Annotated in this window: 27 protein-coding genes, 1 pseudogene and 1 riboswitch; of the genes and pseudogenes, 14 read left to right on the forward strand and 14 right to left on the reverse strand. The window is 52.8% G+C overall.

Translation table 11 applies throughout. The features are described from left to right. The first annotated feature begins 30 nt into the window (after positions 1-30). Both KXU80_RS06095 and KXU80_RS06100 read left to right on the forward strand, forming a co-directional pair. Positions 31-1,836 carry an ABC transporter substrate-binding protein gene (locus KXU80_RS06095; RefSeq protein WP_219837355.1) on the forward strand — a complete coding sequence of 602 codons (1,806 nt, stop codon included), beginning with the start codon at positions 31-33 and terminating at the stop codon, positions 1,834-1,836. Between the two features lie 101 nt (positions 1,837-1,937). Continuing rightward, positions 1,938-2,225: pseudogene (locus tag KXU80_RS06100) on the forward strand (hypothetical protein); the annotation flags it as partial. A gap of 133 nt (positions 2,226-2,358) precedes the next feature. Here KXU80_RS06100 and KXU80_RS06105 read toward each other — a convergent pair. The 5 genes from KXU80_RS06105 to KXU80_RS06125 form a co-directional block, all read right to left on the reverse strand. After that, complete coding sequence (locus tag KXU80_RS06105) at positions 2,359-4,761, reverse strand: glycoside hydrolase family 95 protein (protein ID WP_219837356.1); 2,403 nt, start codon at positions 4,759-4,761, stop codon at positions 2,359-2,361. A 211-nt stretch (positions 4,762-4,972) separates the two neighbouring features. Continuing rightward, on the reverse strand, positions 4,973-6,529 hold the full coding sequence (locus KXU80_RS06110; RefSeq protein WP_219837357.1) for an ABC-F family ATP-binding cassette domain-containing protein: 1,557 nt from the start codon (positions 6,527-6,529) through the stop codon (positions 4,973-4,975). Between the two features lie 182 nt (positions 6,530-6,711). Then, positions 6,712-6,846, reverse strand: coding sequence for a Ger(x)C family spore germination C-terminal domain-containing protein (locus KXU80_RS06115; protein WP_374987756.1), 135 nt, complete (start codon positions 6,844-6,846; stop codon positions 6,712-6,714). A 49-nt stretch (positions 6,847-6,895) separates the two neighbouring features. After that, entirely contained in the window at positions 6,896-7,999 is a 1,104-nt protein-coding gene (locus KXU80_RS06120; protein ID WP_219837358.1) for a threonine aldolase family protein, read from the reverse strand. A gap of 25 nt (positions 8,000-8,024) precedes the next feature. Beyond that, the gene (locus KXU80_RS06125; protein ID WP_219837359.1) at positions 8,025-8,453 is read right to left on the reverse strand and encodes a PH domain-containing protein; all 429 of its coding nucleotides are present in this window, start codon (positions 8,451-8,453) and stop codon (positions 8,025-8,027) included. Between the two features lie 165 nt (positions 8,454-8,618). Between KXU80_RS06125 and KXU80_RS06130 the strand changes: the two genes are divergently transcribed. The 3 genes from KXU80_RS06130 to KXU80_RS06140 all read left to right on the forward strand — a co-directional run bounded on the left by KXU80_RS06130 (position 8,619) and on the right by KXU80_RS06140 (position 11,319). Then, positions 8,619-8,900, forward strand: coding sequence for a hypothetical protein (locus KXU80_RS06130; RefSeq protein ID WP_219837360.1), 282 nt, complete (start codon positions 8,619-8,621; stop codon positions 8,898-8,900). 132 nt (positions 8,901-9,032) lie between these two features. Beyond that, entirely contained in the window at positions 9,033-9,665 is a 633-nt protein-coding gene (locus tag KXU80_RS06135; protein ID WP_219837361.1) for a thymidine kinase, read from the forward strand. 187 nt (positions 9,666-9,852) lie between these two features. After that, positions 9,853-11,319 (forward strand): DHA2 family efflux MFS transporter permease subunit, encoded by a 1,467-nt coding sequence (locus tag KXU80_RS06140; RefSeq protein WP_219837362.1) that lies wholly within the window; start codon positions 9,853-9,855, stop codon positions 11,317-11,319. 94 nt (positions 11,320-11,413) lie between these two features. Here the strand turns inward: KXU80_RS06140 and KXU80_RS06145 are convergent, their stop codons facing one another. Continuing rightward, positions 11,414-12,115 (reverse strand): SDR family NAD(P)-dependent oxidoreductase, encoded by a 702-nt coding sequence (locus KXU80_RS06145; RefSeq protein ID WP_219837363.1) that lies wholly within the window; start codon positions 12,113-12,115, stop codon positions 11,414-11,416. Between the two features lie 253 nt (positions 12,116-12,368). Between KXU80_RS06145 and KXU80_RS06150 the strand changes: the two genes are divergently transcribed. The 4 genes from KXU80_RS06150 to KXU80_RS06165 are packed head-to-tail and all read left to right on the forward strand — an operon-like array spanning position 12,369 to position 14,866. Beyond that, positions 12,369-12,848: a hypothetical protein gene (locus tag KXU80_RS06150; protein WP_219837364.1), complete on the forward strand. Its 480-nt coding sequence runs from the start codon at positions 12,369-12,371 to the stop codon at positions 12,846-12,848. A 6-nt stretch (positions 12,849-12,854) separates the two neighbouring features. Beyond that, on the forward strand, positions 12,855-13,124 hold the full coding sequence (locus tag KXU80_RS06155) for a hypothetical protein (protein WP_219837365.1): 270 nt from the start codon (positions 12,855-12,857) through the stop codon (positions 13,122-13,124). A 5-nt stretch (positions 13,125-13,129) separates the two neighbouring features. After that, on the forward strand, positions 13,130-14,458 hold the full coding sequence (locus tag KXU80_RS06160) for a glutathionylspermidine synthase family protein (protein WP_258171286.1): 1,329 nt from the start codon (positions 13,130-13,132) through the stop codon (positions 14,456-14,458). Between the two features lie 3 nt (positions 14,459-14,461). Next, positions 14,462-14,866: a DUF350 domain-containing protein gene (locus KXU80_RS06165; protein ID WP_258171287.1), complete on the forward strand. Its 405-nt coding sequence runs from the start codon at positions 14,462-14,464 to the stop codon at positions 14,864-14,866. 65 nt (positions 14,867-14,931) lie between these two features. Here the strand turns inward: KXU80_RS06165 and KXU80_RS06170 are convergent, their stop codons facing one another. Then, positions 14,932-16,026: a carboxypeptidase-like regulatory domain-containing protein gene (locus tag KXU80_RS06170; protein ID WP_219837366.1), complete on the reverse strand. Its 1,095-nt coding sequence runs from the start codon at positions 16,024-16,026 to the stop codon at positions 14,932-14,934. Between the two features lie 65 nt (positions 16,027-16,091). Next, entirely contained in the window at positions 16,092-16,334 is a 243-nt protein-coding gene (locus KXU80_RS06175) for a copper amine oxidase N-terminal domain-containing protein (RefSeq protein ID WP_219837367.1), read from the reverse strand. 158 nt (positions 16,335-16,492) lie between these two features. Here KXU80_RS06175 and KXU80_RS06180 point away from each other — a divergent pair, with 158 nt between their 5' ends. Continuing rightward, the gene (locus KXU80_RS06180) at positions 16,493-16,657 is read left to right on the forward strand and encodes a hypothetical protein (protein ID WP_219837368.1); all 165 of its coding nucleotides are present in this window, start codon (positions 16,493-16,495) and stop codon (positions 16,655-16,657) included. An 86-nt stretch (positions 16,658-16,743) separates the two neighbouring features. Here the strand turns inward: KXU80_RS06180 and KXU80_RS06185 are convergent, their stop codons facing one another. The 4 genes from KXU80_RS06185 to KXU80_RS06200 form a co-directional block, all read right to left on the reverse strand. Continuing rightward, positions 16,744-17,280 carry a DUF1697 domain-containing protein gene (locus KXU80_RS06185; protein ID WP_219837369.1) on the reverse strand — a complete coding sequence of 179 codons (537 nt, stop codon included), beginning with the start codon at positions 17,278-17,280 and terminating at the stop codon, positions 16,744-16,746. Between the two features lie 83 nt (positions 17,281-17,363). Continuing rightward, positions 17,364-18,332: an EamA family transporter gene (locus KXU80_RS06190; protein ID WP_219837370.1), complete on the reverse strand. Its 969-nt coding sequence runs from the start codon at positions 18,330-18,332 to the stop codon at positions 17,364-17,366. Between the two features lie 70 nt (positions 18,333-18,402). Beyond that, a riboswitch (purine riboswitch) is annotated at positions 18,403-18,499 on the reverse strand. Between the two features lie 70 nt (positions 18,500-18,569). After that, on the reverse strand, positions 18,570-19,709 hold the full coding sequence (locus KXU80_RS06195; RefSeq protein ID WP_219837371.1) for a glucosaminidase domain-containing protein: 1,140 nt from the start codon (positions 19,707-19,709) through the stop codon (positions 18,570-18,572). A 191-nt stretch (positions 19,710-19,900) separates the two neighbouring features. Further along, on the reverse strand, positions 19,901-20,308 hold the full coding sequence (locus tag KXU80_RS06200) for a DUF2203 domain-containing protein (protein ID WP_258171417.1): 408 nt from the start codon (positions 20,306-20,308) through the stop codon (positions 19,901-19,903). Between the two features lie 187 nt (positions 20,309-20,495). Between KXU80_RS06200 and KXU80_RS06205 the strand changes: the two genes are divergently transcribed. The 4 genes from KXU80_RS06205 (at position 20,496) to KXU80_RS06220 (ending at position 22,825) form a co-directional block, all read left to right on the forward strand. Beyond that, a complete protein-coding gene (locus KXU80_RS06205) occupies positions 20,496-21,053 on the forward strand; it encodes a superoxide dismutase family protein (RefSeq protein WP_258171288.1) in 558 nt (185 codons plus the stop codon). Positions 21,054-21,217: 164 nt separating this feature from the next. Beyond that, positions 21,218-21,673 (forward strand): cupin domain-containing protein, encoded by a 456-nt coding sequence (locus KXU80_RS06210; RefSeq protein WP_219838903.1) that lies wholly within the window; start codon positions 21,218-21,220, stop codon positions 21,671-21,673. A 223-nt stretch (positions 21,674-21,896) separates the two neighbouring features. Then, positions 21,897-22,397 (forward strand): C40 family peptidase, encoded by a 501-nt coding sequence (locus tag KXU80_RS06215; RefSeq protein WP_219837373.1) that lies wholly within the window; start codon positions 21,897-21,899, stop codon positions 22,395-22,397. A 101-nt stretch (positions 22,398-22,498) separates the two neighbouring features. After that, positions 22,499-22,825 (forward strand): hypothetical protein, encoded by a 327-nt coding sequence (locus KXU80_RS06220; RefSeq protein WP_219837374.1) that lies wholly within the window; start codon positions 22,499-22,501, stop codon positions 22,823-22,825. Positions 22,826-22,908: 83 nt separating this feature from the next. On the opposite strand, the gene KXU80_RS06225 is transcribed toward KXU80_RS06220, so the two are convergent. Both KXU80_RS06225 and KXU80_RS06230 read right to left on the reverse strand, forming a co-directional pair. Further along, a complete protein-coding gene (locus KXU80_RS06225) occupies positions 22,909-23,907 on the reverse strand; it encodes a TIGR03943 family putative permease subunit (protein WP_219837375.1) in 999 nt (332 codons plus the stop codon). Further along, positions 23,904-24,779, reverse strand: a complete 876-nt coding sequence (locus KXU80_RS06230) for a permease (RefSeq protein ID WP_258171418.1) — start codon at positions 24,777-24,779, stop codon at positions 23,904-23,906. Before KXU80_RS06230 ends, KXU80_RS06225 begins: the two co-directional genes overlap by 4 nt. Between the last annotated feature and the right edge of the window lie 189 nt (positions 24,780-24,968).

Raw genomic sequence — 24,968 nt, forward strand, 5'->3', positions numbered from 1 at the left:
ATTTCATATTTTAGAAACGGAGATTGCCGGATGAAGATGCGTCAGCATTACTTGGCGCTGCGGAAGATTTACCCGCATGTGCAGGAACGGGAAAAGCTTGAAGTGACCACCCAAGAGCTCTCGGAAGCGCTGGACTGCACGCATCGCAACATGGTGCTTCTTCTGCAGCGGATGCAGCGCGAACAGTGGCTGAGCTGGGAGCCGAAGCGCGGCCGCGGCAATCGGTCCGAGCTGCAATTCCTTATGCCTCCGGATGAGCTGATCCTGGCGGAAGCGCGCGAAGTCGCGGAGCGGCATGATTTGCAGCGGGCGGTGTCTTATGTGCAGACGATGGACAACGGCGCAGGAGCCCTTCGTACCCAGTTCCAAGCCTGGTTGGCCGGGCGCTTCGGCTTTCAATCGGAGGTGCGGGGCGAGCGTCGGCTTGATCTGCTTCGCTTCCCGCTGCCCCAGCGCATCCATTCCCTTGATCCGGCCGATATTCATTATTCGGGCGAATCCCATCTCGTCAACCAGCTGTTTGACGGGCTTGTTCGGATGAGCCCGGAAGGCGATGAGCTCCTGCCTCATCTCGCCCATGCCTGGGAAGTCGATGATGCGAGAATCCGGTGGACGTTCTATCTGCGTAAAGGCGTCCTGTTTCACCACGGACGCGAGATGACTGCCCGTGATGTGAAATTCTCTTTCGAACGTCTCCAGGCGCTTGCACCGAAAGGCTTATACAATTGGGTATACGCGGATATGGCCGCGATCGAAGTCGTTGATGAACAAACCGTTACCTTTCTTCTGCATAGGCCGAATGAGCTGTTAGTTTCTTTTCTGGCAACCAACCGCGCTTCGGTCGTGCCTGAATTCCAAGCCCATGAACGTTCGGATGCCGCATTCGGCGCGCAGCCTGTCGGAACTGGTCCTTTCCGATTGAGCGGCAGCAGCCAAGGCGTCTATACGCTGGAGGCATTCTCTACATATTTTCAAGGCAGAGGATTTCTCGATATTGTGGAAGTATGGACTGAACCGGAGAACAAGTCCAAAGAGGATGACGGCTCGCTGCCCGACTTTCAAGTCATGCACAACGTCCGATTGACAGGACAAGCGATGGAGGAAATGCAGCAGGTGAAGCAATCGGGGATGACCTGCAAATTCATGACCATCAATGAGCTGCGAGATGGTCCTCTTCGAAATTCGGCTGTGCGCGAAGCGCTTCTGCTTGCCTTGAATCGCGAAGCATTGATCGAGCGGTTGTCAGGAGACGTCATCGAAGCCGCAGACAGCTTCTGGCCCGAACGAAATGCAATGACGGATGTCGAAACCGCGGAGATTAGCGGATTAACGGCGTCCCAGCCGCCAGCGTCTCTTATGAACGGGTACAATGGAGAACCGATCGTGCTTGCGACCATTCCTCAATACGAGAGAGACGCCGTCATCGTTCGGGACCTCTGTGCGGAAGCCGGCTTTCAGCTGACCATCGAGCTCATTCCCGCCGAACACTTCAAGGGAGAAGCAAGGTTAAGCGCCGACTTGCTGCTGTTCGCGATCATGTTGGACGAGCACCGCGAGCTGCGGCTAATCGACCTGTTCAAGAGCATGCAGCATCACTTCCTGCCTGACGTTCGGGCACATATGGAACGGAAGATTTCATCGCTCTCCGCGATCCCGGACAGGCTCCGGCGGAAAGAGCTGCTCGTTGAACTCGAGACCGAACTCAAGCAATCACGACGTCTTCTGTTTCTGTACCGGAAGCATCTGAAGACTGCCTTCCACCCATCCATTCGAGGAATCGCATTGGAATCGCTGGGCTGGGTAAGATTTCGCGATTTGTGGTTTAAGCGCGTCTAGCAGCACGCATACAATACTTTAACAATTATTGATACCTGGAGACTATTCTAACCGTGATTAGGTTACCGGATAATCAAAGCGAATTCTTACATCAAGAATTTCAAATCACAAGCGCGATTGTCAGACCGAACGGATCCTTCCAAGGCATGGATATGCTTAGTAATACGGAAATCTATACGTCAGGCGGAGCAGAAGGCGATACGCCCCAGATTGCAATGCTGTCGAATACGGGCGCGTACAAAACGCTCGTGAATATTACGAAAGTGGGAACGCATGAAATCGAAGGCGTGCAAACAAAGGACGGCAACGTCTACTTTATTATCGTTACCGACCCTGTCAATAAAAAGGACACGCAAAAAATATATTACGTTGCTGACACGATCTTTTAGAGAAATTAGCGAAAAGTTACTATTAAAAGCTAGGGTATGACAAAAAGAGCTGCACCCCAGGGAATGCAGCTCTTTTGTTGCGGCCAGCTTGACGCAAAACGAGCCTATTGTCACGACTATTCTGTGCTTTGTTCTATTGTGCCGTTATCCGGTAACGCTGGCCGGCAATCGTATCGAATAGATAGCGTCCGTCAGTAAGCTTAACGGCTTCTACAGCTTGCTCGGCCCCCTCTTCCCTGCCAAGCACGGTTACGGCAACCGGACTATCGACGGACAGCGTGCATGGTTCGCCGTGGAGCGACAGCAGCTCCGCTTGGACGAAGCGGCCCTCCTGCCAGGTTATGCCGATCTCGAAGCCGCCGCGTGCGCGAAGTCCCGTAACGTATCCTTCCGGCCATGCCGAAGGCAGCGCGGGAAGCAAGTGCAGCTCGCCCTGATGCGATTGAAGCAGCATCTCCGCAATACCAGCCGTCGCGGCAAAATTGCCGTCGATTTGGAATGGCGGATGCGCGTCGAACAGGTTCGGGTAAACGCCGCCGTGATGGTAGTTCTCCGGCTCATTCTCGCGAACGACCTTCAGCAGGTTGCCGATCAGATTGAGCGCGCGGTCGCCGTCGCGGAAACGCGCCCACAGCGAGACCTTCCAGCCAAGGCTCCAGCCCGTGCCTTCGTCGCCCCTGCGTTCCAGCGACTTCTTGGCCGCTTCAAGGAGCTCCGGCGCGGAGCGCTCCGTAAGCTGTCTGCCGGGATAGACGCCGAACAAATGCGAGACATGGCGGTGATGCACATCCTCGTCCTCGAAGTCTTCGCTCGCCCATTCCTGGAGTTGCCCGTAGCGTCCGATGCGAAGCGGAAGCAGCCGCTCCAGCGTTTCCGCGAGCTCCGCGCTGAACTCCTCATCGATTTCCAGAATGGCAGCCGCTTCTCTAAGATTCGTAAACAAATCCCAGATCAGCTCCAAATCCATGGACGCTGCGCTGGTGACGCCCGCGAGTCCCTCCTCGGTGCGGAATTTATGCTCCGGCGACGTTGAAGGCATCGTGACCAGCTTGCCTTCGCCATTGTCGACCAGCCAATCCAAGCAGAACAAGGCTGCTTCCTTCATAACCGGATACGCGTTCTCTTTCAGGTACTGCTTGTCGCGTCCAAATGCGTAATGCTCCCACAAATGCTGGCACAGCCAGACGCCGCCCATCGGCCAGTTGACCCAGATGGCATCGCCGTTGCCGAATTCGCCGACAGGCTCCGTGTGCGCCCACAAGTCAGCGTTGTGATGCGCGGTCCAGCCGCGAGTGCCGTAATTGACCGAAGCGGTCCGCTTACCCGTCACCGCGAGCTGCTCGATGAACGTCAGGAGCGGTGTATGGCATTCCGCCAGGTTGGTCGTTTCCACCGGCCAATAGTTCATCTGCGTATTGATGTTGATCGTATAATTGCTGCTCCACGGCGGACGGGTGTCTTTGTTCCATATGCCCTGCAGATTGGTCGGCTGTGTTCCCGGGCGCGAACCGGCAATCATCAGGTAACGACCGAAATGGAAGACCAGCTCGACGAGACCGGGATCCGAAGCGCCAAATTGCGCAATCCGCGCATCCGTAGCCATATCCTCCGGCGCAGATGCCGGTCCGAGCTTCAAAGCAACACGGTCGAACAGGGATTTATAATCGACAATATGCCGTTCTTTCAATTGTTCATAGGACAGCGGGAAAGCGCCTTCAAGTACTGCCAATGCGATCGCGCCAGCATCCTTACCCTCGCTGCGCGGCATGCGGTCAAACCCGTTAAAGCTCGTCGCCGCGCTCCAATAGAGCGTTGCGCCCGACGCGCCGATAACATGCAGCCCGTCTGCGTCAATCCAGGTGAAGCCGTCTCCGTCGTCGACCTTCACCTTCAGACAGCCTTCGAACGATATCGCCTCCGACGTGTACGGATCGCCGTAAACGATCGGCTCGTCCACCGTAAAGTAGCTGGGAGCCAGCTTCTCCGGCGCTACGCCGTGGAGAATATAGCGTCCGTCGGCATTGGATGTCCGATAGCGGAGCGGACTGTCGAGCTTCGCGTGGAAGCTGAGCTTCCCTTGCTCGCTCGCCCGCAGGCGCATGACGATGACGCCGTCAGGATGCGAGGCAAACATTTCGCGGGAATACGTGACATTCCCGATCTGGTACGTGACCGTCGAAAGCGCTTGCGACAAATCCAGCGTACGCGCATAATTCCGCGCGATGTCGCCGTGCTCGAACGTCAATCGAAGATGGCCGAGCGGCAAATACGATTGCGTGTAAGGCCCCATCATCTGCTTGCACAGCAGGTCGGCTTCGACGAACCGCTTCTCCTGAATAAGCTTGCGGACCTCGGGAAGCACTTCCTTGGCGCCCGGATTGCTGCCGTCGCGCGGCTGTCCGGACCAGAGCGTATCTTCGTTCAATTGAATTTCTTCGGATTCCACGCCGCCGAAGATCATGGCGCCGAGGCGGCCGTTGCCTATTGGCAGCGCTTCCGTCCACACTTGCGCGGGTGTGCCGTATTGAAGCTTCATGTCTGTCATCCTCCTTATTCTCTACTCAAGTCTAATGACAATGTATCGTGCCGCTTGGGAAATCGTCAAGCATGGATTGACTCAAGATGGCGGAATATCGGATATCAGACATCTTTCTGTCACGCTTCGGTCACAGGACACGAGAAAAAAGCCGGCAAGCGCATCCGGGTCATCCCGTTGCTGCTTGCCGGCTTCGCAATTTTGGCTGGCTTTAGAATACTTTCGTCGTCCAAGACTCGCAGTTCCACGTCTCGGTGACTACGTCCCGATAAAATTCAGGTTCATGGGAAATGAGCAGAATGCTGCCCTTGTAGGCTTGCAGCGCTCGCTTTAATTCCTCCTTCGCATCGACGTCCAAGTGGTTGGTCGGCTCATCGAATACGAGCAGGTTCGACTCGCGGTTGATCAACTTGCACAGCCGCACTTTCGCCTTCTCTCCGCCGCTTAATACGGCGATCTTGCTCTCGATATGCTTCGTCGTCAGGCCGCATCTAGCCAGCGCCGCACGAACCTCGAATTGCGTGAAGGATGGGAATTCCTTCCACACTTCCTCGATACACGTGTTGTAGTTGGCGTCCTTCACTTCCTGCTCGAAATAGCCAACCTGCTGATGCTCGCCGCGTTGGACCGTTCCGGAGATTGCCTTAATCTCGCCGAGGATGCTGCGCAGGAGCGTCGTCTTCCCGATGCCGTTAGCACCTACGAGCGCGATTTTCTGCCCCCGTTCCATGCGGAGATCAAGCGGTCTCGACAGCGGCTCGTCGTAACCGATCACCAGCTGGTTCGTTTCGAAGATCAGCTTGCCGGATGTTCGGCCTTCCTTGAAGCTGAACTGCGGTTTCGGCTTCTCTTTTGCCAGCTCGATCACGTCCATCTTGTCGAGCTTCTTCTGCCGCGACATCGCCATGTTTCTCGTAGCGACGCTTGCTTTGTTCCGCGCTACGAAGTCCTTCAGGTCCGCGATCTCCTGTTGCTGGCGTTTGAATGCCGATTCCAGCTGCTGCTTCTTCATCTCGTACACCTGTTGGAAATGCTCATAGTCGCCGACATAGCGGTTCAATTCTTGATTTTCCATATGATAGATCAGGTTGATGACGCTGTTGAGGAATGGAATGTCATGGGAGATGAGAATAAACGCATTCTCGTATTCCTGCAAGTAGCGCGTCAACCACGTGATATGCGTTTCGTCGAGATAGTTGGTCGGCTCGTCGAGGAGCAGAATGTCGGGCTTCTCGAGTAGAAGCTTCGCAAGCAGTACCTTCGTACGTTGACCGCCGCTGAGATCCGATACGTCCTTGTCAAGGCCGATTTCCGTCAAGCCCAAGCCGCGAGCGGTTTCTTCGATCTTGGCGTCGATCATGTAGAAATCCTGATTCGTCAGCGTATCTTGAATGGTGCCGACATCCTCAAGCATTTGCTCCAACTCTTCCGGCGTAACCTCGCCCATACGGCCGTACATATCGTTCATTTCCTGTTCCATATCGAACAGATATTGGAAGGCGCCCTTCAATACGTCGCGAATCGTCATGCCTCGGCTCAGCACCGCATGCTGATCCAGATAACCGACGCGCATGCGCTTCGACCATTCCACCTTGCCATCATCCGGCTGAAGCTTGCCCGTGATGATGTTCATGAAGGTGGATTTACCCTCGCCGTTTGCTCCGATTAATCCGATATGCTCGCCCTTCAGCAGGCGGAAGGACACGTCGTTGAAAATCGCACGGTCGCCGAACCCGTGGCTTAGTCGTTCTACGTTTAATATGCTCATGAATGACACCTTTTCTGTTAGACTTTTTCTCGTTATATTATAGCGTTACGGCTTGTACAACTCAATGCAAAAGTGCGGAATATAAAACGAATGGCCGCGCGCGAACAGACATCTACCCGGCTGCCTGTCGACGTATCGCCGCCTTGGATCACGGCTCTCGAATCTCTGAAGAAAACTTCGAATTATTTCATCTCGCCCATATCGATATTAACGCTGACATCCGCCTTCGAGAAGGCGTCGCCCCAGTTCTCCTGCACCTTCTTCCACGCCTTGTATTGATAGGCGCGCGCATACAGGCCAACGCCGATTGGATCCACCAGAAAAAAGCCCGCAGCACCTTCCTACGGACTTCATCCTGATTTGCAGCTATTCGTTAATCTCTGCATTGCGAAGGGCCTGGCCGATATAGCGGAATGCTTCCTCGAGCTTCTCTCTCGGAACCCTGCGGTAACGGTCGCCTACGCTGATCTCGAAATAACTGTTTTGCTCATCGACGGCATTGATATTGTTCGTCAATCCAACGCCGGTGGCTTCGCATGCAGCCACGAATATCGGCTCCAGCATTTGTTTCGACCGTGCTATATGGACATGAAACATATTCGAAACCGGAATCTGCGGCTTTGTCGATATTGCGTGACACCCGTTGAAGAAGCTCGCCAATTCGACTGCATCCTCATAGTATTGGCGCATAAACGGCAGCCGTTCCTTCATATAGTGCTTCGCCGGGATAATGTACGGATAGAGACTGATCAGGTCGCCGCCATGGCGCCTCTTCCATATCTTCGAAGCTTCCGTGAACGGTTGTTCGCCCGCGAGAATGGCGCCTGCGATGCCGCCGATACCCTTGTAGAACGAGACGTAAACGCTGTCGAACAACGCGCATACTTCAGCCGCTGTTTTCCCGTAGTACGGCAGGATCTCGAACAACCGCGCACCGTCGAGATGAAGCTTGATCCCCTTGGAACGGCAGTAAGCCGCGATCGCTTCCAGCTCGCTGAATGGGGGCAGCTGCCCCCCGATTTCCCGCTGCGGGAGCTCAAGCAGCAGACAAGCAATATCCTCCCCCAGCTCCTCCACGTCGGCCAGCCGAATGGTTCTCGTCCTGTCCGCCAGCAGAATCGGCTTCAGCCGGTGCAGCTCCTTCAAGCCGTCCTGCTCATGGATTTCCAAATGGCAAAGCGGATGATAGGCAACCGTCTGCAGCCCGCGCTGATCGCTCCAGATCCGCAATGCGATCTGCTGCGCCATCGTCCCGCTGGGGAAGAATACAGCGGCTTCTTTCCCTAAATATTGCGCCACTTCTGCCTGAAAATCTTCAATAATCGCGCCAGAACCATAGATGTCGCTGTCTGTTTCTTCGCTCAAGCTCCGGAACGCTTCCATTAACACCGCAACATTGCGTTTGCCGTGCCCGCCGAGCGGATAAGACGTTCGATTGAACGCTTCTTGCAGGGTGCTGCCTTTCGTCATGCCTGATACTCCTTCTCGGCTTGCTTTATCCGTTTAAACGTTTATGATTCTGATGGGCCAAGGTTACAAAGTTGACGTAAATCGGCTGCAGATTGAATTTCTTGCCGAATTCGAATTTGTAGGAGCCCACTTGTACGTTATTGGTTTTGTAATAAGGCGATGTGATGTAATGGATCGTCAGCTCGCTGTCTTCGAAACCCGTACCGCCCGTTTCCATCGTAACCTCGATAATCGAATCCAAATGAATGGAAGCGACTCGCGTTTTCTTCCCCGTCACGCCTTGATGGTCGAAGAAAATCAACCGCTCATCCGTCAATATAAACGTATCCCGAATCAGCTTAAAGCCCGTATGGATCGATTCCTGAGGCATCAAATAAATACCGTATTGCTTCGTTAATTCCTCTACCGAAACCTCTGAATAGTTGTTAAACAAACCGCCAAGTAAACCCGCCACTGCGCATTCCTCCTATGTTTTTCCTACTTTTCGCCTGTTATACCTATTCTTCGCGATACCGGAATATCCTCCCTCGACAAAATCAGCGTTGTCCCAGTACAACCTGCGTTTATCCAACATATGATAACGTATGCAATTACTCTTCCCGCGGGGAGGTGATTCCAAATGACATTTGCACTCACAGATTGGATGCTGTATTCCATGTGGGTTGTCCTGGCTGCCATGGGCCTAAACTTCCTGTTAGGACTGTACAAAGCCCTTAAAGCCGGCATGTTCTCGAGCGACCTGATTACCGCTTATTTGAAAGATCTGCTCTTATTCGTATTCCCGCTATTCATGCTCTCCAACATGACGGCCTTCGACGGTACCGGCTGGGTTATGAATACGGCTTATTACGTCGGCGCATTAGGTGTTGTTCTTAAATACTTGATGGGTAGTAAACTGTAATCGATTCTTCGCGGCTGCCGGTGTTCCCGGCAGTTTTTTGCGTGTTCCTATTGCGGTATAGCGGCACCTTGTCAGCCTGCATGAAATATGATAAAAAAAGTAAGACATCTTGCTTAGAGGGAGAATCGGTACATGGCACAGCTCTATTTTAAATACGGTACGATGAACAGCGGTAAATCATTTGAAATTATTAAGGTTGCCCATAACTACGAGGAACAAGGCAAGCGCGTACTTATATATTCGCCCTCGTTCAGCGCAAGAGGCGGCTCCCAGCTCGTTGGTTCCCGTGTAGGCTTCGAACGTGCCGCCATACCGGTCGAGACCGATACGAATTTATTCGATAGTGTCAAATCCCATCTGACTTCCTCGGGTCCCAAGCAGATCTACTGTGTCTTGATCGACGAAGCTCAGTTTCTGAACAAAACGCACATTCTTGATTTAACGCGCGTCGTGGACGAGCTTAACATCCCGGTCATGGCGTTTGGTCTCAAGAACGATTTTCAAAACCAGCTCTTCGAGGGCAGCTACAACCTGCTTGTGCAAGCGGACAAGATCGAAGAAATCAAAACGATCTGCTGGTACTGCGACCGCAAAGCTACGATGGTTATCCGCTTCCGCGAAGGAAAGCCGGTCAATTCCGGCGAACAAATTCAAGTCGGCGGCAACGAAGATTATAAACCCGTATGCCGGCGCTGCTACAATCAAGCCTTTCGGGATGTCGACACGTCCTTGGTGCAAGGGCAAGCCGCGGAACATGTGGAGTAAGTACAGCAAATAGCATCAAAAAAGAGGCGGATTACCGCCTCTTTTTTGATGCCTGGCGCCGAAACTCGCCTATTTCCAAATGTGGAAGCTTGTACTTCGTGAATACTGGAAAAGACATACAATTTTCTTTTGACTTCCAATGCTCGAAAACGTAAAGTGGAACTAAATCGTTCACAAGGAGGCTGTCATGTCCGCTCAAGGCTCGAACTCACCTGCAATTCCTTTTACGTCCATGCGTCAATTAGTCGGCCCTCTGCTTGCCATCATCGTCGGCATTTTCATGGTAATTCTGGACAGTACGGCCGTTAACGTGGCCATACCTGTGCTCGTCAAGGATTTTCACAGCAGCCTGGAAACCGTTCAATGGACGATCACCGGTTACGCGCTTGCTCAAGCGGCTGTTATCCCCCTTGCCGGCTGGATAACGGATCGATATGGTTCCAAGCAGATCTTTATCATTTCGCTTGTGCTGTTTACGATCGGCTCCGTCTTGTGTGCCTTCGCTACAACGGCAGATCAGCTGATTTTCTACCGGGTTCTGCAAGGACTCGGCGGCGGTATGGTAAGTCCGATATCGTTCGCCATGACTTACAAGCTGAGCCCGCCAGAGAAGGCCGGATCCATCATGGGTCTGATGGGCCTGCCGATACTGCTTGCTCCTGCGCTCGGTCCCATCCTTGCAGGTTACCTCGTAGATTACGTCAAATGGGAATGGATCTTCCTCATTAACGTGCCGGTCGGCATCGTCGGCGTTATCCTGTGCGTATGGCAGCTGCCAAGGCTGCCGAAGAAAGCCTCCGCTTCACTCGATATGTGGGGTATAATCCTTGGTCCGCTCGCTTTCTCCGGTCTCTCTTACGGCCTGAGCGAAGGCGCGCACGGCTGGTCCTCCAGCAAGACGATCATCGGCTTGATCATCGGCGTCGTATCGCTAGCAGCCTTTATCATCGTGGAGCTTTCACGGAAGAGCGAGCCGCTGCTCGAGCTTCGCGTATTCAAATCCCCGCTCTTCACGCGCGGAATTCTCGTGCAATGGGTGCTGCAATTCGTCATGTTCGGCATTATTTTCTCGGTGCCGTTCTTCATGCAGCAGCTGATGGGCATGTCTGCCTTCAAGGCTGGCTTATGGACGCTGCCGCAAGCCATCGCAGCCGGCGTGTTCATGCCCTTCGGAGGCCGCCTGTATGACCGTATTGGGGCGCGTCCGCTCGTGCTCATCGGCTTGACGATCGTCGGGATCGGCGCTTTTCTGATTTCCAGAATCGATCCGTCCGACAGCGCCAGCTCGTTCCTCATCCCTCGTATCATGCTCGGCATGGGCATGGGGTTATCGTTCCTGGCGCTGAATACGCATCTGATCCAGTCCGCGCCGGCCAACCTGGTCAGCCGGGTAACTTCGCTTACGAGCGCGGCTCAACAAGTGGTTACTTCCTTCTCGGTCGCCGGTCTGACAACCATCATCGCTAACCGCACGGCGCATTATGTGGCGAACGGCGAGAAACAAATACCAGGCGCGATGTCGCATGCGTTCCATGATTCGTATCTGGTGCTGGTTGGCCTTGCTTTGGTCGGCCTGCTGTTCGCGGCAACGTTGAAGCGTCCGAAGAAAGACAGCTCGGCAGCACCGGTCGTACACGCGGTAGACTTGGGCTAATGCTTGCAATGATCGATAAACGAACAGCCACCTCACATGTTTGAGGTGGCTGTTTGTATGAGAATTTTAAATTCCAGCGACGACAATTTTGCGATCAGAACGGCAGCTCGCGCCCCGCCGCATCGATAAAACCATGCTTCACCTTGAGCGGCCGAACCCGCTCTAGAAGGCCGAGCAGCTGTGCCGCTGTTTGAACCGGATCACCCGGCGCTTGATCGCCGCCCATATCGGTCTTCATCCAGCCGGGATGGATGGCCAGCACTTGGAATCCTTGCGGCTCTAGCTCCTTACGCAGCTTCTCGGACATATACGTCAACGCCGATTTCGACAGACCGTAGGGATAGTCTCCCGCATAAGCCGTGGCGTATGCGCCGGCCTCGGACGAAATATTCATAATTGTAGGCAAGGTGGCACTGCGAAGGAGCGGCAGCATAGCCTGAATCATTTTGATCGGGCCGAATAGATTCGTCTCGAACGATTCCACCAAATCTTGAAAGGAGAGCGATTCGATGCTGTGCTCGCGACCGAGCAGAATCGCAGCATTGTTGACAAGCGCATCGACGCCGCCGTCCTTGCTTTTCAGCTCGCTCAGCAGCCGTTCGATCGAAGCGTCGCTGGCAACATCCAGCTCCATGATTTCAATATGCTCGCGAATGGCCGGCTCTACACGCATGTATCTGGCTTCTGAGGCTACCCGATCGCGAACACCGGCGATAACATGATGACCGCGCCGGGCGGCGGCGACCGCTATCTCATAGCCTAGTCCCCGGCTGGCGCCGGTTATGACAATTCTCATGTACACTGTGCCCCTCTCCTGAAAATGGTCCAGACTTCATTATATCCCTATTTGCCCGCCCTATTCCAAACGTTACCTATCCGTAAGCGGAATTATCATTACCCCGTTTGCGGTTTCGTTAATCAATCATGGACGGTAATTAAAGCTTTGTTAAAAAATGCCACCAATGGGATTGGTTCTCGTATGTACTGCATTATAGTAAACTTATCCTTCTGCTTCATTTCTTTACTTCACCTGCAAAGGAGCAAGCAAGATGTCCACAATGGTTAACCTGACCTATCAAGAATGGGATGAACCGTCCCGCCGAGTCGTACGGACGCTGCACGCATCGTCCATGTTCGCCGAAGATTTATTTGTCCGCAAGCTGGTGAACGGTACGGTCATCCGCAATTCGCTCTATCACCACACCTCTCATGAATCCGAAGACGAACAGCGCCATTTCGTCTATGCCGCCTTGTTTCGGAGCAGCGACCTTGAGCTGTACGGCGCACATGTGCAGGATGTCCTGTTCGAGCGCTGCGATCGCGCTGCTCGGCTGGAAGCCGAGTTTCTCTTCTGGCATAGCGGCAGATTCGAGCACGGCGAGCCGCTTTATCGGCTCTACCGCCCGCTTGAAATCGCGCAGCTGCTGCTTGACCATTACTTCGTCCAACAAGGTACTACGTACGAATCACTGTACACGGCGTATGACGATGACCGCAACAAAGTTATTTTTTTCTTAAAGGAGGTCTAGGGTTAGATGATCGCTGAAGATCGACTCACGCACAAATCCCGCAAAATGCTTACATTCGCACTCCTGCTGTCTGTTCCCGTCGCCTTGTCTGGCTGCAGCACCTACGACGACGGGTGCGATCCTGATTACGAGAACTGCAGCAGCTCCGGAGGAAGCTCAGGCAGCTTCCACGGCACGAGAAGCGGCAGCTCCACCCAGGGAGACGTACATAGCTCTACATCCGGAGGCTCGTCTTTCTTTGGTTTCGGCAGCAGCGGCCACAGCAGCGGAGGCTGACCGATATGAGCCGTGATATGAACCGAATCCTATCCCTCGAAGTCTCTCATGCGGAATGCTTCACGGGCGAAATCGAAGCCAGCCTGCCCTATCACCGAATGAACGGCAAACAGTACTGCCTTCCGGCGCTGACGCTTTACGAGCAGGCTGAGGTCGATGCATTGCAAGAAGCGGCTGAACGCGTGGATCGCATCTACATGAAAGTACTGCGATTTGCGCAGCGCTATCTCCCGGATTTCTTCCTGACCGGCCAATTGGGTCTGCATCCCGCCCTGCTGACGGCTGCCAGAATCGAGGTGCCTGCCCACGGCATCTCCCGCCAGGACTGGATTATCGGACCGCAGGGCATGAAATGCATCGAGAACAACTCAGACACGCCTAGCGGCATCCCGGAAACGGCTTATGCGGGCAATGCAATCATCGATACGTATTCCTCTTACCGCTCGGCATCTACGGCAATGCGAGACACGATTCAACGCGCATTCACTGGACTGATCACGCACTATGCCGAATCGGGCATTAGCGGTACGATTGCATTCTCCAGTTATGGCTGGCATACGGAAGACCGCACCAACACGGAATATATCATGGAAGCCGTTAAGGCATTAGGGTATGACGTGCTTTATGTTCCGCTTGAGGAGCTGGAGATCATCCCGAACGTTGGTCTGTTCGCCGGCAGCCAGCGCATCTCCATTCTTTACCGGCTCTATCCGCTTGAATATTTGGTTCACGACACCAATGAAGACGGGGCTGAGCCTGTAGGTGAGCATCTGCTGGACCTCGTCGTTCAAGGCCGAATTGGCATGATTAATCCTGTACAAAGCAGCATTACGCAGAGCAAAGGCTTCATGGCGCTTATCTGGTCGCTCTACGAACGCCGTGACGAAACAGAAGCATTTTGCGGTTTCAAGCTCTTTGATGATGATGATGTGCGGACCCTTGAATCGTATTTTCTACCGACCTATTATGAACCGTCGCCATTCATACAATACGGCGTCCCTTATGCAGCCAAAGGCTACTGGGGCCGCGAAGGCAAAGGCACTGCGCTATATGATTCTCAAGGAGCCGTGGACGAGATGGAACGGGGATACGACGAGGCCGAACGGGAAGCCGTCCAAAGCTACTACGACAACCAACCAAAAATTTATCAGCAGCTGTTTCCAATGGAAGAAGTCGTCGTCGAGACAGAGGAAGGCCCCTATTCAGGCCGGCTTCTAACTGGGGCTTACGTCATCGGCGGCACATTTGCCGGTCTATTGCCACGAATCGGCGGCAAAATCACGGGCGACCTGGCATATTTTTGCCCGGCAGCCATCCACACGAAGGAGGAGTAAGCAGTGAATCATTTTGGAACGGATATTGGTAATGTGGGGATTGGAATTATTATTTTGATTGCAGCTATGCTCGTCGGCGCATTCATCTTCAGCAAGCTGACCAGCTTCAATGACTGGGAAGAAATCCGGCGTGGTAATGAAGCCGCCGGCATTTACATGGGCAGTAAGCTGCTCGGCCTCGGCATCATCGTCGCCATGGTCTCTTACAGCTCCCACGACTGGGAAGCGATGCTCGTCTGGTCCGGAATCGGCATCGTGCTGCTTTGTCTCGTCTACGTCCTCTTTGACTTCCTAACACCTAAATTGAATGTGGGCGAAGAAATCGCCAAAGGAAATAAAGCCGTCGCACAGTTATTACGGGCTGTCATTCTAGGCTCGTCGATCGTCATCGGCACTTTCTTGATGTAAGCGAAGAACCCCTGGCGGCTCGCGCCATGCGTGAGCTGCCAGGGGTTCCATTCGTTATTCGGCTATTATTCGACGATAAGTCTAGGAATATCGACACTGTAATTCGTGACCGTAAAATCATAAGTCTTGGATTTACGTTTGCCGTCTGCGCTTACAGCGTGGATACGGCCTTTCATACCGTTGCTGACATCGATTTTAAACTGACCGGATGGGGTTATTATCGCGTTCGAGGTGCCCTTTATGCCGGTATAAACTGTGACGGTACGTGATACGGAACCGTCGTCATTCAAGAAATCAACGATGACACTCGCATTTTCCTCGGTTTTATAATCCTTCGTCGTGATAACGCCTGTCAAATAGCTGCTGCCCATCCTTTGGACAAAGGATAACTCCGACATCCCTTTCGTGTAAACGAACGTTTGCGGTTTAGGAAGCTCGATCGTTGTTCGCTCCACGGTCACTTTCAAGAAACTGGGAAGTTGGACCATTAATACGGTTAACGTATAGCTCTTGCCTTCCTCCATGCCGCCAACTCCGAAATAACCGTTCTCATAAGGGAACGAACTGCCGATGATGTTGCCGGCTGCATCCTTCAGCATTGCCATGGCATGAAGATCATTGCCTTCACTGTCTTTCAATCTGCCAGTAAGCTGAACGTGAGGAAGCTTGATGGCACCTAAGTCGACTGGCGTACCATTATATACGAATGACTGCTGTGGAACCTGAATAAAATCTTCACTTGTTGGCGTCCTGTGTAACATGGGCCTCGGGATTATAGCATAGTTCTTACCGGATCGAAGGCCGCGGAACTGGAAGCTGCCGTCATTCGCAGTGGAATACAAATTCGGAATGCCAATATTACCATCCATGCTTAGCTCAACGTTTACATTCGCAAGCGGGCGGCCGTTCTCGTCGACGACTTTCCCGTTGACCTGCGCCGGAGGGAGATTCTTTAGGGTGAAGATGTGAAGGACTTTATCGCCTTGATGATATACGAAGGTATAGCTGTCCGGCGCATCATATAAATGCTTCAGCTTGTCGTCCAAGTCCACGGTTACCGTATAGGTTTCGCCATCTTGTAAACCGTCCCCGTAAGTCAAGTCCGCTTGGTAATACATATTTGCCTGGCCGCTGCCATTTCCTCTGAGATTGATATTCATATCTCCGTAAACCCAGCTTTGGCCATCTGGGCTCGCTGCCCGTCCACAGTTCCATTGATATCCAGTTATTGGAACCCTTCACCGTTTGGGACACCTTGTCCCAGCTTACAGCGAGGTGTAAAGCTTCGAAAATCGGTCGGAAATGGCACCATCGTGACGCCATTCGCAATATAAGGCGCTGCCGGCATCGTGATCGGCTGGCCGTTAAGACTGACCGTAATTGTTTTGTCCGCAGGCTGCGCGCCGGCAATCGGCACAGAGAGCAGCAGTACGAGCAAAGGTAATAGCAGCGTGATTGTCTTCTTCATTTCGCCCAGCGTCCTCCCCATCGTTTCACATAATTAACGATTATAGCCTATATTACCTATTCGTTCTATCATTCGGTTCTAATGAACGTGTATAATTGCCCTCCACCAATGGGTACTCTAATTTCTGTTGCCATCACCATCCAACTGGAGGAATTCTCATGAAAAACCAACAAAACGAAGTTTCCAAAGCCGACGTGCAGTCCTCAGAGCTGAACAAACTGCCAGTACCTGGCCAAGACGACACCGAATTCTCTGCAGAAGAAGCAGCTGATGCCTTTAAGCAGGATTCCTCATGCAGTACAATGAGCGAAGCCGAGCACTAAGAGTAACGCATTCGTAAGCGGGGTATCCAAAAAAAGGGCTGTCCACGCGTCAACTTTGCTTGACGCGCCGGGCAGCCCTTTCCTATTCACATCGCTTGAATCATCTCTTGCAGCTTCAACACGGTATTCCAATTGCGGGTCGTGACGCCGTCCCTGAGCTTGGCAAAATTGCCGGCCAGCTTGGAATCCATGATGCTTTGGCCATAATGGCAGTAAATCTCCAGTTCTTGCGTCTGATAACGGTTGAGCTCCGATACGCCGGCGTTCAGCTTCTCGATCTGCTTGTCTGTCAGCGGTTCGTGCAGCACAGATAGATGGACGCTCTTGCCTTCCTGCGCCGCTTCCAATGGATAGGGACAGCAGTCGATAATTGCTTCCCACTGTACCGACGTTCGCAGCATCACCTGAGCGGTAATGCCGGAAATGCGTGTAATCGCTTGTTCTATGCTCTCGCGTAGCGCGGATGCCGAATGTTCCGATTCAAAAACGACATTGCCGCTTTGAATGTACGTTTGGACACGGTTTAGCCCTACCGCTTCCAGCTCTTGCCTCAGTTCCGCCATGGCAATCTTGTTCTTGCCTCCGACGTTAATGCCCCGGATCAGCGCGATATACACCGTCACGTTGCCAGCCTCCCCTTTTCTATCCCAAACACCGTTAGCTTTTACTATACCTCCGGAGCTTCTGGAATTCAATGGAAGCCATGTTATTTTGCTTTGTGCGCATGCCATCCCGCGGTTGAACGCGAAAGCCTCTTTACGAGCTCAGGCAAGGAAACACCGAGCAGCACGAGTACGACGCCTGCCCATTGTAACAAAGTGACTTGCTCATGGAGAACGACAGCCGAGAGCATAACGGCAACCGGCAGCTCAGACGCTCCAAGAATCGCAGCCATGCCTTCTCCGATATGCGGAACGCCCGCTGCGAAAAGCACCGGCGGAATGAAAGCCCCGAACAGACCAAGAAGGAAGCCGTAAACGAGCAAATGGCCCCAAATGACACCGTTAAACAGGAACACGGGCGGAAATAAAATAAAGACGAGTATGAGCCCGCCCGTAATCATCCAGGCACTGCGATATGCTGGTGCCGCTGCAGGCACGAGTTTACCGCTGAACAGCACGAATAACGTATAGCTCATAGCAGCCAATAAACCAAGCACCATGCCTATGACATTGAATTTCGAGACCCCTTGATCGAGAATGCCTGCAGCGAGCAGCGTCCCGCCGAATAGTACGACAAGCGTTAGCAGCATGATGCCGCTCGGGCGTTGGCGCTTCATAACTGCCTGAACCAGAACGCCCATCCATGTAAATTGGAAAAGCAAAATGATGGCTAACGAATTCGGTATATAGCGTAAGGAATGATAATACAACAATCCGGTCAAAGCGGTAGGCACGCCGGCTGACATCAGCAGCAGCCGATGCTTCCAAGTCAATCCTACCCCAGCGGCAGAAGCTGCGCTTCCCTTCGTGGCTTGCTCCTTAACTGCCCGCGATCTTCTGATTTCGCGCCCGCGCGTAACCCCCGCAAGCAGCCATGAAAGCACGAACCCAACGAGCAGCTGGGTGCCGACCACCTCTCCGAGTCCGTAGCCTTCGCCGTAAGCCTTCACAACAATTGTCGATAGGATGCCGTAGCTTACCGCCCCCATCAATACTGCAAGCATGTATTTCATTTCTATATTGTCCCCCTTCACATTGACCCTGAAACACAAAAAACTTCCTAACTGCGAATATAGAATCATCCGAAGATCATTCCATATTCGTAGTTAGGAAGTTGCGGCTTCCTGTAGAGACCCTCACCCTGTTGTGAGGCTATACGAATGGTTCTTGCATGTTGGGATTGCATGTGTTACTCAAGGAATCTTACATGACAAGTTAGCTCCTGTCAACCGGTTGTTAGCCGCATTTCATTAAATGAGCTTACTGAAATCGCTTCGCATAATACTTCGGACATGTCCTGCCCATCGCCCGTTCGCCGGACAATATTTGCCCCCGACCTTCTCGATCGTCGTAAAGCCCCGCTCTACGTAATTATCGCTGATGAGCTGGCCGAATTTTCGTACGCAATCTCCTTTCGTGGCGAAGGCGTACGCCTTAACGTTCCCATTTCCTGTCGCATTCAGGCCAAATAGATTGTTTTTGGTCCTGGCCAGCTTGCTCTTGCCGTTGCCGCTCTCCAGCTTCATGACCGCGATCGTGAAGAAAGCGTTGATCCCGTATTTCTCTTCGATCCCGAGCACCGCTTCCTCCAGTCCCTGGCCTTCCAGCTTCGTGCCTTTCAAGATAAGCGCAATATGCGCCTTCGTAAGTCCGGAATCGGACATGACCTTAGAGGAGGGCTTGACCGGATTGCCGCCAGCTTCGGTTGCGGCAATCCCATCAGTGACCGGAGGTGATTGTTCCTGCTCCATGGCCTTAGATGGAAGTGCCGTAATTGAAGTCTTATTGGCAGCTGGAGCCGACGATGCCGGTGTCGTCAGCGGAAGCGTTGCGCCTATGGGCACGATTGTTTGGGTGCTTGCGAGCGACTTGTTCATTGGAGCAGCAGCTTCTGCGACGGGAACCGCATATCGGCCGTGCACGAAGCCGCCTTCCTTAAGCGACAGCCAGCCGCTTTCGGTGGCGGTCAATACTTCCAGTAGCGTGCCTTGCTTGACTTCGCGAAGGATCTTGGAATCGGCGCTTGGCATCTCGCGGACGTTGAGGTAGAACGAGGTTACTTTATATGTATGAAGGGGTTTCGTTATTGGCGGGACGATCGTTTTTGCTTGGGCAGATGCTTGCGCTGCCGGTGAAATTCGAGGAGAAACAGCCGCAGGCTGGAGGTTTGTTTTGGGGACGGAAAGCAGAGACGGATCGGATGGGATGGAAGTCACGGACTGGGATGCGACGGGCATCGTTTGCCTATTTCCGTACCACTGCGGGAAGCTCTGTTCAGCCGTTCCTTTGTTCCACATTGTCGACGTTAGGTTAAACGATAAGAACAATGACGCAAGCAGCGCCGCGCTAATCATATAAGCCATTACATTCCATTGGATGCTCCTAAGCATAGTTACACCTCTTCCTTGGATTTTAAGGGCCTTTCCGATATAGGTTAGATTGTAAAGGCAAACTATTGAAAAGCATGTCAAACCTTCTGTAAGAAACTTATGTAGTTTTGTCGATGGACATTCCTCCTGTGGCGAAAAAGAAAAGAAGCCTGATTGCTCAGGCTTCTCTCCAAAAGTCGGTATGCTATGCGCTAATCCACGCCAGGAAAGCGTTTGCGGCCTTTAAATCCATCCTCATACCCGTGGTAATGGGTGGCGCGCTCTTCGCCCTGTTTCCAGCAGATTAAAATTTCTTCATTATTGAAAACCGATGGAAAATCGATCAATCCAGGGTTGATCATCTTCAGCAAGACGCCCTTGCGTTCGAAATTCCGAATGCCAAGCTCTACTTCCATTCGCATGAATTCCAGTTGGCTTTCCAATTCGAAGAACGGATCCGGCGCGCTGCCATGATTCAACGTACCGACGCGCTGCTTATCCTTCAGCTGGTACAGCATCTCATATTTCATCTCGAATTGCTGGGTCAACAACTGCAGCTTGATCAAATCTTCCTGCAGCTGAGGAAGCATTGCATTGGCTTCCTCGAGTGTAAATTTCATCTGTTCCACGAATGCATCACTCCTTATTACGAAGTGTACGACAATTCAATGCAAAATGCTATTTTCGATTTATCTCCTACATTAAAGTCAGCGAATCGACCGCTGCACAGGTTTGCTTCGAGAGCCGGCAGGCAATGATAATCAGGAGCGCGGATTCCGCCGCATACTTGAAGGAGGTACAACGAATATGAAATCAGCACAGGTATGGATGAAAGGAACAGCAATTTGCACGCTGCTGCTCGGCCTTTCCCTGCAAAGTCCCGCATTGGCTTTGGCCAAGGACCATCACGCAAATGAACCGGTGGTGAATGTCAAGCTCATGAACACGAAAGGCGAAACGATCGGCTCAGCCACGCTCACGCAGAAGCAGGATGCAGTCGTCTTGCACGTGGAAGCGAGCAAGCTGACGCCCGGCGAGCACGGCATCCATTTTCACGAAACCGGCAAATGTGACGCCCCGGACTTCAAAACAGCCGGCGCTCACTTCAATCCTGCGGTCAAGCAGCATGGCTTCAACAATCCCAAGGGCTTCCATGCAGGCGATCTTCCCAATCTGAAAGTCGATGCAGGCGGCAGCGTAAAGGCTGATTTCGAAACGCGCGTCGTCACGCTGATGCCGGGCAAGCCGAACTCGCTTCTTAAGACCGGCGGCGTGGCGCTCGTGATCCATGACAAGGCTGATGATTATGTCACCGACCCATCCGGCAATTCTGGCGACCGAATCGCATGCGGGGTCATTCAATAAGTCTGTCGTACATGTATGCATTACCTGTTCGGCCATGGCAGAAGCATGACCTGCCATGGCCGCTTTCATTTACAAAATCGACAAGATCCGCTACATTGATAGGAGAGTTGATTGAGAGAGTAAACGTGATAGAGAGATTAAAGGAGACAAGCCTGCTGATGAGTATGACCAAGCCATTATCCCCTCTTGTAAAGCAATTGGATCTCAGCCCGCATCCCGAAGGCGGATGGTACAAGGAGCTGTGGAAAGCCTCCTTCGAAATTCCTCATCATGTCTTAGACGAAGCCTACTCCGGTGCGCGATTCGCCGCAACGTCGATTTATTTCGTCCTTCATCCGCATGAACAATCAGCGTGGCATACCGTTCTCTCTGACGAGCTTTGGCTGTGGCATTCCGGAAGTCCGCTGCTGCTCACATTAGGCGGAACCGAGGACCGGCCGAAGGTCTCCAAGGAGATTATAATCGGTCCCGATGTCGCGAACGGCCAGCATCCGCAGGCTCTCGTTCAGGCGAATGTTTGGCAAAAGGCGAAGCCGCTCGGCGACGAGCCCGTGCTTGTATCCTGCGTCGTTGCACCCGGCTTTCATTACGATGATTTCAAGCTGATAGACGGTAAATAACCTATAAACCAGCTTCCATACTCGGATGCTGGTTTTATTTTCTGTCAAGGGGCCAAAAATGAGATAATCCTCATCTATTTCTAAGAAATGCTAATGGAGGCTTGAAACGAAAGGGTTTCCTTCCACATTAGTAATTAGTGGTAGAGTTTGATGTGCTATAGTTGTTCCAGACGAGAACGACCCCAGCCTGTATCAGACTCATACACACTAGGAGGAACTCATCATGACTCTCAACACTGTAAACCTCAAGAAGAAATTAATCGGACTTACGCTCAGCTTATCTATCGCGTTAACTGGTGCAGCTACGATTACGCCGCACACGACACATGCCGCTTCCACGACTACGATTGCGAATAAAGTAGCAGCAACTGGCAAGCACTATCTGGGCACGCCGTACAAATTCGGCGCAAAATCCGGAATCACGAGCGTCTTCGACTGCTCATCCTTTACGCAGTACATATTCAAGAAACACGGAATCAAAATTCCCCGCTCATCCAAAGAGCAGTCCAAAGCCGGCGTGTACGTATCCAGAAAAAATTTGAAGCCCGGCGATCTCATCTTCTCCGACACGAACCGTGACGGCGTCATTAACCACGTCAGCTTATATATCGGCAACGGGAAGCTGCTGCATACGTACCGCGTAGGCGTAGGCGTTACGATCTCCACCTTCAAAGGCAGCATCTGGGATCACACCTACAAAACCGCCCGCCGAGTCATTCGATAAAACATCCGCACAGCGTCCTAACGGGCGCTGTGCTTTTTTGATGGGATGGGCAAGCGTATATACCTCAGCTTGCCGTCGCTGGCGAATCATTCGACGTCATCGTGCGCGTTACCAATATCGGCAATGCTCCGGCATATGTCACGCTCTTCGGCCTGGTTCAAGACGAGACGACACTTGATATCCAGAGCATCCGTATCAACGGAAGACCCGTGACTTATCGCCCCGGCGAAGGATTATACCTCGGCCTGCTGCGGCCCAGTGAAACGGTCGAGGTGACTTACCGGCTGCGCGTGTCGGACCACCCGCTGCAGAACCGGATTCGCTTCCGTATACGTGCCGTCTATACGTACGGCGTTGATCAACAGACGAGTTCGAATTCGGCCTTCTCCAATGAAGCAGCGGTATGGATCGAATCCGATGATGAATAACGCAGGGCAGCTCTCGCGCCTGAATACAAAAAGACGCTGAGACTCCTCGAAGGAGAAACTCAGCGTCTTTCTTGCTGCCCAGATTATGCCCGGTATACATAAGGATCCTTGGGCTTCGCGATAGCTGCCCACGATTGAACTTCAAGGACCGGCAGATTCTGTTTGAACGGCTGATAGAATTCCCAGTTCAGCTTGCCGGACACATGCACCCATTGATCGTCCTGAAGCGGCGTCGCCTTCGAGAAATCGACCAGCATCCCGAAAACGCCGGAGTCCGCGACGCAGTGGATAAATCCGAAGCGGAACACAAAATAATGATTGCCCTCCACCTGCTCCCCTTTATAGATGAAGCCGTCGAAGCTGACCGTTCGTCCGATGAAAGCATCGGGGAAGTTATAGAGCGATTCCAGGCCTCTTAAGTAATTAACGTCGGTCAAATTCACGTCCTTCATAGCCAGAAATTCGTTAAGCTCCGTCTTGGACACCTTGGCGTAGCCCTGTTTCCCGTAGAATACACTCGTATCCGGCTTCAGAAACTGGTGGAACCCGGGATTGTCCGGCGATACGTTGAAATCCGGGAACGAGAACCCTTTGGCCTTCACGAAGCTGGAATCAAGCGTCTGCACGGGCAGGAAGAAGCCGGTCACAAGCGGGAAAATAAGAATGGCGTATCCGACATACCGCTTCCATCTGATCGGCTGCTCGTGCGAGTGCCCGAGGTGATCGTGGTTGTGGCTGTGATCGTGGTGGTGATGGTGATCGTGACCATGATGGTGATTATGGCCGAGATTGTGATCGTGAGCTTCTACATCATGTCGCCCATGCCGCCCATCCGATTCATGATGCCCATGAAGGGCCGCCTGTTCTCCTGCGGCTGCCAATGCGGCCGCTTTCCGCTTATTGGCCTCCTGCTCCTTCACGTACAGCCGAACGAATTCGAACACGAACAGCACGCCAAGCAGCACAATAGCACTTTGAGACAAATACGCGTATTTTGTGTTGATATACTTGTTCAAATTACCATTCATGTTCATCATGAGGAACAGGCACGCGAACCCCGCCAGCAGATAAAGTCGAATCATCCAAAGAGCCTCCCCACGATCAAGGATACGCCGAGCGTACTGACAGCCACAAGTCCAATCAGTACGAGGACGAAGCGTCCGCGGAACACGCCGAGCAGCATAAGCGTATTCTTGATATCAACCATTGGACCGAAGACGAGAAAGGCCGAAAGTGCCCCTACGGAGAACGTACTGCGGAAAGAAGAAGCGATAAAGGCATCTGCTTCCGAGCAGAGGGACATGATAAAAGCAAGACCGATCATCACAAGCGAAGCAGAGACGGGATTGCTTCCGAGCTCCATCAGCGACGAAGTCGGAATAAATGTCTGCATGGAGGCCGCAATGAATGCCCCCAGCACCAAATATTTGCCGACGGAGAAAAATTCGTCGACCGCATGAAGCATGACGTCGTAAAGCCTGCGTCCAATCGAAGCCTGCGCAGGCGCAGCAGCAGCGAATTCCGCACCGGCCGCTGTCTCTGCCGCCGCATCCTCCCTCAGACGCATCGGCAGCCTCGGATAGAGGTACGATAGGACGATTGCGGTCGCGTAGGCGACAATAATCGCAGAACCGCCGCGAATGGCCACCATCCGCCAATCGTTGCCGAAGGCGATATACGTGGCGAACAGCACTACGGGGTTAATGATCGGGCCCGTCAGCATGAACGCAATGCCGGCGTGAAGCGGTACCCCTTTGCGCAGCAGCCGTCTCGTGATCGGCACAATGCCGCATTCGCACGCGGGAAAGAACAAGCCGACGCCGCAGCCAAGCAGTGAGGCCATATACCGGTTGCCGGGCAGCACGCGTGCAATCCAGCGTTCCGACAAGAAGGTTTGAATAAGTCCGGAAATAATAACGCCGAGCAAAATGAACGGAATCGCTTCCATGATCATGCTTAGGAAGATCGTATTCAGTTGAAGAAATGTGACCACAGGTTACCTCCATCATAAGGGAAATCGCAAACCTTCTTCCCTATTATCTATGAATCGGCTGCCGAAATCCAATCTGCCGTATGCGAGAAATGGCAAAAAGATTTTGCGGCGAGACAGCATGCGAGGTAATCTGTTAGAATGGAGTGCGAT

The organism is Paenibacillus sp. R14(2021) (assembly GCF_019431355.1).
GTDB lineage: Bacteria > Bacillota > Bacilli > Paenibacillales > Paenibacillaceae > Paenibacillus_Z.

Bases quoted from the DNA above. Each gene is read 5' to 3' on its own strand.
- KXU80_RS06095 (WP_219837355.1), top strand. From the start codon at position 31: ATGAAGATGCGTCAGCATTACTTGGCGCTGCGGAAGATTTACCCGCAT.
- KXU80_RS06105 (WP_219837356.1), bottom strand. From the start codon at position 4,761: ATGAAGCTTCAATACGGCACACCCGCGCAAGTGTGGACGGAAGCGCTG.
- KXU80_RS06110 (WP_219837357.1), bottom strand. From the start codon at position 6,529: ATGAGCATATTAAACGTAGAACGACTAAGCCACGGGTTCGGCGACCGT.
- KXU80_RS06120 (WP_219837358.1), bottom strand. From the start codon at position 7,999: ATGACGAAAGGCAGCACCCTGCAAGAAGCGTTCAATCGAACGTCTTAT.
- KXU80_RS06130 (WP_219837360.1), top strand. From the start codon at position 8,619: ATGACATTTGCACTCACAGATTGGATGCTGTATTCCATGTGGGTTGTC.
- KXU80_RS06135 (WP_219837361.1), top strand. From the start codon at position 9,033: ATGGCACAGCTCTATTTTAAATACGGTACGATGAACAGCGGTAAATCA.
- KXU80_RS06140 (WP_219837362.1), top strand. From the start codon at position 9,853: ATGTCCGCTCAAGGCTCGAACTCACCTGCAATTCCTTTTACGTCCATG.
- KXU80_RS06145 (WP_219837363.1), bottom strand. From the start codon at position 12,115: ATGAGAATTGTCATAACCGGCGCCAGCCGGGGACTAGGCTATGAGATA.
- KXU80_RS06150 (WP_219837364.1), top strand. From the start codon at position 12,369: ATGTCCACAATGGTTAACCTGACCTATCAAGAATGGGATGAACCGTCC.
- KXU80_RS06155 (WP_219837365.1), top strand. From the start codon at position 12,855: ATGATCGCTGAAGATCGACTCACGCACAAATCCCGCAAAATGCTTACA.
- KXU80_RS06160 (WP_258171286.1), top strand. From the start codon at position 13,130: ATGAGCCGTGATATGAACCGAATCCTATCCCTCGAAGTCTCTCATGCG.
- KXU80_RS06170 (WP_219837366.1), bottom strand. From the start codon at position 16,026: ATGAATATCAATCTCAGAGGAAATGGCAGCGGCCAGGCAAATATGTAT.
- KXU80_RS06175 (WP_219837367.1), bottom strand. From the start codon at position 16,334: ATGAAGAAGACAATCACGCTGCTATTACCTTTGCTCGTACTGCTGCTC.
- KXU80_RS06180 (WP_219837368.1), top strand. From the start codon at position 16,493: ATGAAAAACCAACAAAACGAAGTTTCCAAAGCCGACGTGCAGTCCTCA.
- KXU80_RS06190 (WP_219837370.1), bottom strand. From the start codon at position 18,332: ATGAAATACATGCTTGCAGTATTGATGGGGGCGGTAAGCTACGGCATC.
- KXU80_RS06195 (WP_219837371.1), bottom strand. From the start codon at position 19,709: ATGCTTAGGAGCATCCAATGGAATGTAATGGCTTATATGATTAGCGCG.
- KXU80_RS06200 (WP_258171417.1), bottom strand. From the start codon at position 20,308: ATGAAATTTACACTCGAGGAAGCCAATGCAATGCTTCCTCAGCTGCAG.
- KXU80_RS06205 (WP_258171288.1), top strand. From the start codon at position 20,496: ATGAAATCAGCACAGGTATGGATGAAAGGAACAGCAATTTGCACGCTG.
- KXU80_RS06210 (WP_219838903.1), top strand. From the start codon at position 21,218: ATGACCAAGCCATTATCCCCTCTTGTAAAGCAATTGGATCTCAGCCCG.
- KXU80_RS06215 (WP_219837373.1), top strand. From the start codon at position 21,897: ATGACTCTCAACACTGTAAACCTCAAGAAGAAATTAATCGGACTTACG.
- KXU80_RS06225 (WP_219837375.1), bottom strand. From the start codon at position 23,907: ATGATTCGACTTTATCTGCTGGCGGGGTTCGCGTGCCTGTTCCTCATG.
- KXU80_RS06230 (WP_258171418.1), bottom strand. From the start codon at position 24,779: ATGATCATGGAAGCGATTCCGTTCATTTTGCTCGGCGTTATTATTTCC.